11 protein-coding genes are annotated in these 8,928 nt (G+C 52.9%); 4 read left to right on the top strand and 7 right to left on the bottom strand.

What is annotated here, in order from left to right; translation table 11 throughout:
- Window positions 1-36: 36 nt before the first annotated feature.
- The 4 genes from PsWM33_RS21715 to PsWM33_RS21700 form a co-directional block, all read right to left on the bottom strand.
- On the bottom strand, window positions 37-1,269 hold the full coding sequence (locus tag PsWM33_RS21715; protein WP_063301608.1) for an HlyD family secretion protein: 1,233 nt from the start codon (window positions 1,267-1,269) through the stop codon (window positions 37-39).
- A complete protein-coding gene (locus PsWM33_RS21710; RefSeq protein ID WP_208980968.1) occupies window positions 1,262-1,690 on the bottom strand; it encodes a hypothetical protein in 429 nt (142 codons plus the stop codon). The genes PsWM33_RS21715 and PsWM33_RS21710 overlap by 8 nt, the downstream gene beginning before the upstream one ends.
- Window positions 1,691-1,807: 117 nt before the next feature.
- Window positions 1,808-2,302: a GAF domain-containing protein gene (locus PsWM33_RS21705; RefSeq protein WP_208994693.1), complete on the bottom strand. Its 495-nt coding sequence runs from the start codon at window positions 2,300-2,302 to the stop codon at window positions 1,808-1,810.
- Between the two features lie 91 nt (window positions 2,303-2,393).
- Window positions 2,394-2,726 (bottom strand): ArsR/SmtB family transcription factor, encoded by a 333-nt coding sequence (locus PsWM33_RS21700; RefSeq protein ID WP_057463494.1) that lies wholly within the window; start codon window positions 2,724-2,726, stop codon window positions 2,394-2,396.
- Window positions 2,727-2,839: 113 nt separating this feature from the next.
- Here PsWM33_RS21700 and PsWM33_RS21695 point away from each other — a divergent pair, with 113 nt between their 5' ends.
- A complete protein-coding gene (locus tag PsWM33_RS21695; protein WP_063294446.1) occupies window positions 2,840-3,754 on the top strand; it encodes a permease in 915 nt (304 codons plus the stop codon).
- Here the strand turns inward: PsWM33_RS21695 and PsWM33_RS21690 are convergent, their stop codons facing one another.
- The 3 genes from PsWM33_RS21690 to PsWM33_RS21680 form a co-directional block, all read right to left on the bottom strand.
- Window positions 3,755-4,048: a hypothetical protein gene (locus tag PsWM33_RS21690; protein WP_063301606.1), complete on the bottom strand. Its 294-nt coding sequence runs from the start codon at window positions 4,046-4,048 to the stop codon at window positions 3,755-3,757.
- Between the two features lie 121 nt (window positions 4,049-4,169).
- The gene (gene recQ, locus PsWM33_RS21685) at window positions 4,170-5,996 is read right to left on the bottom strand and encodes a DNA helicase RecQ (RefSeq protein WP_208994692.1); all 1,827 of its coding nucleotides are present in this window, start codon (window positions 5,994-5,996) and stop codon (window positions 4,170-4,172) included.
- Between the two features lie 113 nt (window positions 5,997-6,109).
- Window positions 6,110-6,580 (bottom strand): DM13 domain-containing protein, encoded by a 471-nt coding sequence (locus PsWM33_RS21680; RefSeq protein WP_063294448.1) that lies wholly within the window; start codon window positions 6,578-6,580, stop codon window positions 6,110-6,112.
- A 370-nt stretch (window positions 6,581-6,950) separates the two neighbouring features.
- On the opposite strand from PsWM33_RS21680, the gene PsWM33_RS21675 reads away from it, so the two are divergent.
- The 3 genes from PsWM33_RS21675 to PsWM33_RS28165 form a co-directional block, all read left to right on the top strand.
- Complete coding sequence (locus tag PsWM33_RS21675; protein ID WP_063301604.1) at window positions 6,951-7,319, top strand: group I truncated hemoglobin; 369 nt, start codon at window positions 6,951-6,953, stop codon at window positions 7,317-7,319.
- A 171-nt stretch (window positions 7,320-7,490) separates the two neighbouring features.
- On the top strand, window positions 7,491-8,348 hold the full coding sequence (locus PsWM33_RS21670) for a CPBP family intramembrane glutamic endopeptidase (RefSeq protein WP_063301603.1): 858 nt from the start codon (window positions 7,491-7,493) through the stop codon (window positions 8,346-8,348).
- Window positions 8,349-8,457: 109 nt separating this feature from the next.
- The coding region (locus PsWM33_RS28165) for an MFS transporter (RefSeq protein ID WP_208994691.1) at window positions 8,458-8,928 on the top strand (471 nt) is incomplete at its 3' end.

Genomic DNA, 8,928 nt, shown 5'->3' with positions numbered 1-8,928 from the left:
AGCAGTTCAGGTGTTTCAACTTAAATGCGAACTGCTTTAATGACCGGATAGCACCAACACCTTGACTGGGAAGGCCAACGCCTGGAACCGCAAGATCAGCGCATGCATGATCGAGGTCGCATCTACCATGTGATAGTAAAGGCCGCCCCAGAACCCAAACTCACCCGCTGCAATCTGCTCACCATAATTGCTGTAGGCATTGGCAATGCACTTGCTGCCGGGAGGAATACCATTCGTATCACCGGGGTAAAGCGGCTCCATGATCACCAGCAAGGTTCCCGGACGAGCAACATCCTGCGCATCCACCAGCTGATCCGTCGGGCGGAACTGACCTGAGGAGATAAAGTCCTGTGTGTCCACCACGACCATCGGAATAACCTCAAACGGTCGCGATGCACAGGTGATCTCTGCCGCCATGCCAACCTTGATCACAGAAGCAGTAATCTGCCCAAAACCCGCCTGAAACCGCCCATACCCAGTCGTAGAAGGCACAAGAATACCTGCAGGACGCAGGATCGGGCTTACAATATCACCCGGCTGAAGAATGAACTGCGTGATCACACCATCAACGCCAGCATAAACAAACTTCTTATTGTAGGCGGATTCCGCCTGATGCAGCCGCGCAATCGCGCTGGTCCGCTGTGCAGGCAGGCTCACGGTAATCTTCGTCTGCACGATATCCCGGTTAGCAACAGCCGCATCCAGCTGCCCTTTGCGCACAACCACCTGATTTTCGCGCGTATCAATTTCTTTTTGCGTCACCACGTCAGAATTACGGCGTTGCAGATCCAGCGTCCGCTCCAACTCACTGACGGATTGATTATAGGCGCCCTGCGCCTGAGAGATCATGGCTTCCGCACTGATCAGCTCAGAGTTCGCCAGCTGAATCTCAGCATCAATTTCATCCACTTCACTCTGCGCCGTATCCACCTGAGCTTTCTCAGTAGAGGAATCCAGTGTAAACAGCAGCTGCCCGGCCTTCACATGCTCGTTGTTCTCCACCACCACCAAATCAACCCGCCCCGCCGTTTCCGGCAGGATGGAGACAGTGCGATACAGCGACAGAACGTTAGACGTGGTCGGGTGATAGAAGAAAACCAGCGTGATCAGCGCAATGGTCAGCATCAGTGCCCCGGTAATCCCCCAGCGCAGTTCATACCACACCGTAAAAAACGTAATCTCGTGCCCGATCCGCTTACCCTGCTTGTAGCGACGAAACAGATAGTCCGGCAGGATCGTCACAAGCGAGCAAAGAAGAAACTCAATCATTCTGTTTCTTCCCCTTTATCGTCTTGCGCAAAGAGTTGGCGATGGTGTTCAGCGGCGTCTCGTAATCCGGCAGGTTAATCGCAGCCAGCAACAGCGCTGCAATCCAGAAGTAGTTGTTGTGCGTGAACAACGCCAACACCGCCAGTAGGGCCACGATCTGCATATGCGACCGCCCATACTTGTGTGCCATCTTCTCTGGCAGGGCATGCAGGGAAAAGTAAAAGACACCCGCCAGCAACACCGCACCAATGGCGATGAAGATGGTGACCACCATCAAAACATCTGTACTGCCCGGTGCAGTGATGAAGATAGGAAGATGCCCAGCGAATTGCTCATGTTCGCCACCAGAAGCCATAGCCTGTACCGCTCGTCTCTCAGGGGTTGCATGGTGCCAGCGCAGAACGCGGACGGAATGGAGCATCTTTCATGCCTCATTCATGGTTACCCTGAGAGAAACAAATCGGGAGAAACTCGGCGAAAATGGAAGGTTTCGAGCCGTAAGGTAAAGGCCCACTAAGCGAAAACAGATGAATTGAAATCAAACGGCAGCCAGCTCTTCCCGCGCCTTCAAAAAGAGTGGCGCCAACGCCTGCGACAACGCAAAGCTCATCTCCGCATCTCCTTCCGTGTAGGCATGGTCTGCATCCAGCAGGTTCACCGTGCCAATTACCTCGCCTGACACCACCACAGGCAGGTTTAGCGTTGCACCAAGCCCCATGGCCGCGATCTTCTCATGGTCGGGAAAATAGTCCTTCACATCTTCAATGGTGTATCCAAGAAACGGCTTCTGCTGCACAAGCACGCGCTCATACCAGCCACCTTCTTTTTCAATCGGCTTGGTGCCAGACGTGCCATAAGAGCCTTCCGCGCTGGAAAACAACCGCACCACATGGCTCCCGTCAGGATGCGTCACGGTAAGCGTAAACAGCTTGTAACCAGGAAACTTTGAGAACAACACGCCCGCTTTCTGTGCAGCCTCCTGCAAGCTGGTGCTCTCCGCTACAGCCTGCACAAACTCAATCTGATCAACCACTTCAAATACCTGCAATTGTGAAATGCAGATACTGTAACTCCTCCGTGCCGACCATCAAGTCAGAGAAACTCAACTAAGCCTCATTCAAAGATCAGCCACGCTTCAGCTCTTTGAGATCATTGTCGTCCGTATAGAACTTGTCGTCGATACAGCACTCGGCTCGCAAAAACTGCAAAACTTCATCCAACTGCTCAAACTGAGCCACACAGTAAAGCACCCGCCCCTCGCGCCGCTGTTTGATCAAGCCTGCAGAGGCCAAACCAGACAGATGATGCGACAGTGTTGAGCCCGGAATCTCCAGTTCTTCCTGCAATGTACCCACGGCAAGGCCTTTATAGCCAGCTTTCACAAGCCGCTTATAAATTGCAAGACGCGTTACATGTCCAAGTTCTTTCAAGGCCTTAGCAGTTTTTTCGATATCCATCTCATTCACCAGAATTTCTTATATTTCGATATTACTAGAAATATCTTGACATGAAAACCTATTATTCTATTATTTCGACAAATCCGGAAATATCGTAATAAGGATCATACCCAATGTCACTGTCCTCTGAAATGCTCATAAGCAGCCTGGAAATGTTCGCAGTGCTTGCTGTGGAACTGACGATCCTCTTTCTGGCGATCAGTTACTTCGTCGGCATCTTGCAGGAATACATTCCGCCAAGCCGTGTGCAGAAGATCCTCAGCAGTCAAAACGGCAAAGGCTATGTCACAGCAGCAGCGCTTGGCGTCATCACCCCATTCTGCTCCTGCTCCACCATCCCGTTCCTGAAAGGCCTGCTCCGTGCCCGCGCCGGCTTTGGCACCATGATGGTGTTCCTGTTTGCCAGCCCACTGCTTAACCCGATTATCATCGGCCTGTTCGCGGTGACTTTCGGTCTGGGTGTCACAGTGTTCTACTTCACCATCGCATTGGCGGTTTCCATCATCGCAGGTTACACGCTTGAAAAGCTTGGCTTCGAGAGGTTTGTGAAGCCAGAAGCCTACGCGGCTCCATCCACCTCTTCATGCGGCAGCAGCTGCAGCGGAAGTGCGCCAGTTCAAAGCAAATGGGCAAGGGTATGGAACTCAACATGGGCAGACTTCAAAAAAGTCCTGCCATACCTGATCGGCGGCATCGCCATCGGCTCAATGATCTATGGCTTCATGCCAACAGATCTGGTGTCCTCTTGGGCGGGTGAAAACAATCCACTCGCAATCCCTGTGGCCGCTATCATCGGCATCCCGCTCTACATCAGAGCAGAAGCCGTGATCCCGCTCACCGCAGCACTTGCAGGCAAAGGCATGGGACTGGGTGCAATCATGGCCCTCATCATCGGCAGCGCAGGTGCCAGCCTGACAGAGGTAATCTTGCTGAAGTCCCTCTTCAAAAACCAGATGATCGCCGCCTTCCTGGTCGTGATCCTGGGAATGGCCGTCAGCGCAGGCGTACTCTATTCGCTGATCTTTTGATCAAGGACGTTGTTCACTCTCAACCCGTAGGAGGTCTCCAACGTTCATGAGTTCATCAAGGCAAAAAGACTTCTTAGCCCTCATATGGAAATGCGGAGGATCAAACTTACCATTGGGCCTTGGTGTATAAACGACGCAGGGATAAGACACCTTCGTTTCAGAAAGCACGACATGAGCGTCAAAGAAACAACAACGACCCAACTCAATGGGCCGCTCAGTAAAGACAACGAAGCGGCGTTCTCCACTCTGGTCCACTGACAGACAATCAAAATCAGTAATTCTGAACTCGATCATGACCTAACATCCCATCGACTATACGATGCATCATTCAATGGACTTCCAGAAGACACCAGAAACGCTACAACTCACGCAAATCACACCCTACTAACAATCAGGTTAGTGGGGTTTGTTTTTTCTAATCTCGAATGATCTCCAGGAAGTCTGGGCCAAACCGTTCCAGTTTGGACTCACCAACACCAGAAATCTCCAGCATCTCTTCAAGCCGCTGAGGACGTTCAACGGCCATTTCAATCAGAGTCTTATCGTTGAAGATCACATATGGCGGCACGTTCCGCTCTCGCGCCAGTTCCATCCGCCGCGCCCGAAGTTTCTCAAACAGCTCTTGGTCCGCGATATCCTCAATCTGAGCCCGCGCTGGCGTCTTGGCCCGGCGTTCCATCTTCGCAGAGTTGGCAAGCTGGTCCACCTTCAGCTCAATGGTCCGGCGTTCCTTCAAGAACTCCATGCCCAGCGTCGTCATCTTCAAAGCCCCATGAGCATCGTGATCAGCATAGATCAGGCCAGCAGCCAGCAGTTGCCGGGCAATGGCGTTCCACTTGATCTTGTCGAACTCACCGCCAATGTTGAACGTCGACAGCTGGTCATGCCCGCGTGAGATGATCCGCTCACTCGCATTGCCAAGCAGAACATCAATCACATAGTTCGCCCCAAAGCTCTGTCCCGTGCGCAAGATGCAAGACAGCAGCTTCTGCGCAGCAATCGTCCCGTCCATAGTCTTCGGCGGGTTCAAGCAGGTATCGCAGTTGCCACAAGGCTCGCACTCATCGCCAAAGTAGCGCAGCAGAACAGAGCGCCGACAGGTCGCCGTCTCACAGTAAGCGAGGAAAGACCGCAGCTTCTGCCGCTCAATCTGCTTCTGGCTCTCTGGCGCTTCACTTCGGTCAATCATCTGGTTCAGGAACACAACATCCTGCATACCATAAACCAGCCACGCCTCAGACGGCAGGCCATCACGCCCAGCGCGGCCCGTCTCCTGATAATAAGCCTCAATGTTCTTCGGAAGGTCCAAATGCGCCACAAACCGCACGTTGGGCTTATCAATGCCCATCCCAAACGCGACCGTGGCAACCATGATCATGCCTTCTTCCTTGATGAAGCGATCCTGATTGGCCTCACGTACCGAACTGTCGAAACCCGCATGATAAGGCAGCGCATCAAAGCCCTCATCAACCAACCACGCGGCAGTCTCCTCCACCTTCTTGCGGGACAGGCAGTAGATGATGCCACTCTCACCAGCTGGCCGATCTTTCAGGAAACGCCGCAACTGCTGCTTCGGATTACTCTTGATGCCCACGGTGTAAGTGATGTTAGGCCGGTCAAAGCCGGAGGAAATCAGGCGCGGCAGATCAAGGCGCTCTTGAATATCCTTCCGCGTCGGTTCATCCGCCGTTGCGGTCACTGCCAGACAAGGCACACCCTCAAGCTTCGCCCGTACATTGGTCAGCTCACGGTACTCAGGGCGGAAATCATGGCCCCATTGGCTGATACAATGCGCTTCATCAATCGCCAGCAGCGCAATCAACCCGCGTTGGTTTAACTCTTCCAGCAAACCAACAAACTCAGGCCGCACCAACCGCTCTGGTGCCACATAAAGCAGATCCAGCTCCCCAGCCTGCAGATCTCGATAAGCGGCTTGAACCTCCTCACGAGAAAGCGCTGAGTTGATGGACGTCGCCCGCACGCCAAGCTCTCGCAGTGTCGCAATCTGATCCTGCATCAGCGCAATCAGTGGAGAAACAACAATGCCCACCCCACGGCGACACAAAGCAGGCACCTGATAACACAGCGACTTACCCGCGCCTGTCGGCATCAAAACGCAGCAGCTCTCACCAGCCATCACGCTATCAATCACAACCTGCTGATTGCCGCGAAACGCGTCGTAGCCGAATACTTTTTTCAGAACATCATTCGGCGAGGCAACAATATCTTGCGTGAGTGTCATGAGCAGCAGCACTTACCTAAAGGGATTTGAAGGGCGTTTCCTAACGTCTACCCGTCTGCCCCAAGTGCGCAAGGTTTATCTGCCACTCGGGCACATAAACTTCGAGCAGCTGATCACCGATACTTCGCTGCTGAGATGAACTCACCAAAGGTTTCGCACCAGACCAGCACGGTGTTGTAGGTCTCAATGTCAACGCCCTCCGGCACATCCAGTAGGAAGCCGTCGAAGGTTTTGACGTCACCGATCAGAACCGAGTTGTCTTTGATTGGCAGGAACTCATCTTCATGCTCAACGAACTCAGGGACCAGATAAACCTTGTAATCCGGCCCCGGAGCAAGACGGCCCTGATGAACGATCATCTCTGGAGAGATACTCACCTTGCCCTCACCCCAATGCAGGAAGTCACTGCCACGCTGGTCGCGGCTGAACTCCGCAGTGTACTGCGCATTTTGAGCTTTCTGCTCCAGCACGGCAGTCTCAGGTGAGTCCGGCGCTGTCAGGATAGGCAAAAAGTAGATCCCAAGCGCAAAGCCAACAACAAGCACTATGGTGTGCGAAACGAGCAATGCAACAAAACGGATCATAGGAGTTCTCTCGGTTTACATGGTCAAAATCATTATGATCATAAAAGCGATCACATCAAAGTGTCTAGCAACCACGTATGAGGATGGCAACAAAGCTACCTCATTGTAATCAATCCCAAAATCTCAAAACACTGTGAAATACCGTGAAGAGCCCACTGTTTCTTAATCAGTGCTCATTTCACCCCAAAACACCCTTCCCTCACACACAAAATACCATCAATTTCAACAGGTTAACACTATCCACTCTAACCAAATGAGTGACCTTAGCCTGTTTATCCATGAAATATGCAGACTTAACATTCATCAAGTAGATTTACCTAAATGCTGTTTAGCCTCAGCCCTTTAACCCCAAGGACAAAAGGTCTGAATTATGAGCGAAAAAACTTTATACGAACGCCTCGGCGGCTATGACGCGATTTCTGCTGTCGTCAACAATCTCCTCCCACGCCTACAGAGCGATGAGTTGCTCGGACGCTTCTGGCAGAACCGCGGTGATGATGGCATCGCCAGAGAAAAGCAGCTCTTGATTGATTACCTCGCCAACAGCGCGGGCGGACCTTTGTACTACACAGGCCGTGATATGGTGATCACACACACTGGCATGGGCATCACCGAAGCAGATTGGGACGTATTCCTAGCCCACCTGAAAGCCACTCTGGAATCCTTCAGCCTGCCAGAAGCAGAGTTCAACGACACCGTTGGGTTCGTCAGCAGCCTGAAAGAGGAAATTCTGGTCTGATATTCCGGATAATTTTCCGAGGACTCCTATAAGCATCGCTCGCAGCAAAACCTCATAATGCCAATCGGGCGATGCTTTCTGCTCCCTACACATTTGACTTAGCGGCAGCTTTACCGCACTGTTTGAGGCAGTTCATTTTTCCGCCCATTGCGACACCCACAAAGTTTCACCATGCCGCTTTCATTGAGTGCCTTTCTTAGTCTCGGGCTAGCTATCGCAAGCGTCCCGCTCATCACACAGCGATGGGTGCCGCTCACCTTATTCGCACTTTCACTGGTCCTTGCAGTTACTGCAGGCGTACTGGATGCCCCCGGCCTCCTACTCGTCCTCAGCTGGGCTGTCGTCTGTGCTGTCCTTTTCCAGCAGAAGCACCCTGTCTGGCTCTATTACGTGATGGTTGGCCTACTGTTACTGGCAGGGCATCTGGTGATGACGCATGAAGCTCCCGGCTTTCACAATCTTCAGGTTCTGTCTGATGCGAAAACCAGCCCGGACGCTGTGCCATACTCGCTTTATCTGAACTTCGATAAGGCCGCTCTGGGCTTCCTGCTGTTCCTCTTTGCAGCATCACGCATCCGCACAGCTAAAGATTGGCTCCGCAGCCTGCGCATGACGCTGCTGTTCTTCATTCCAACAGCAGCAGTCCTGATCGGGGCGACCTACGCCGCGGGGCTGGTGGTGTTCGACCCTAAACTGGTGCCATTCTTGCCAGTTTGGATCTTCGCAAACCTGCTATTCACCTGCGTGGCAGAAGAGGTCTTCTTTCGCCAGTTCATCATGGGCCAGCTCATGGAAAAGCTCGGGCGCACCTTTTGGGCAGGCACCGCAGCACTGGTACTCTCATCTCTGCACTTCGCCTACTACCATCTGGACGGCGGCTTGCCTTACGCAGCCTTTGCCTTCGTCGCCGGACTGTTCTACGGGGCCACCTTCTGGAAATCAGGTCGTGTAGAAGCCGCCATAGGCGTCCACTTCCTCGTCAACCTCACCCACATCCTCTTCTTCACCTACCCCATGCTGGCGAAGTAAGGCGGACAACCACCCACGATACCTTTTCCGTAAGGGAATGCTGCTAATCATTGTTTTGTAGGGTGCTCACACTTGAAGGCCTCAAGCTCTCGGAACAAAGGGTGGTTGAATGTCCAGATCGCAAACGAGGCTAACACCGCGTTCAATCATCGCTGCGACGAGTGGAAACGTTCTGGAATGGTATGACTTCACCGTTTACAGCTTTCTCACGGCAACAATTGCCACCCAATTTTTCCCATTAGAAAACAGAGTGGCTTCACTGCTTTCCGCATTCGCCGTGCTGGCTGTCGGATATGCTGCCCGCCCTATCGGCAGTGTAATCTTTGGTCATGTTGGAGATCGTGTGGGCCGCAAGGCCGCCATGATGATCTCCGTCCTGTTGATGGGCGGAGGTTCACTCGCGATTGCCCTGCTACCCACATATGATCAGATTGGGATCGCCGCAGCCATACTTCTGGTTCTGGTACGGATCATTCAGGGTATTGCTGTCGCTGGAGAATACACTGCCTCCGGTGTCCTCCTGGTGGAGCAAGCAGAGCCGGAACGCCGGGCATTAACGGGAGCGTGGATTGCATGCGCA

Origin of the sequence: Pseudovibrio sp. WM33 (genome assembly GCF_001623165.1) — a bacterium.
Lineage (GTDB): Bacteria > Pseudomonadota > Alphaproteobacteria > Rhizobiales > Stappiaceae > Pseudovibrio.
Note: the sequence above shows the minus strand (reverse complement) of the source record. Positions and strands in the feature narration are given on the sequence as shown.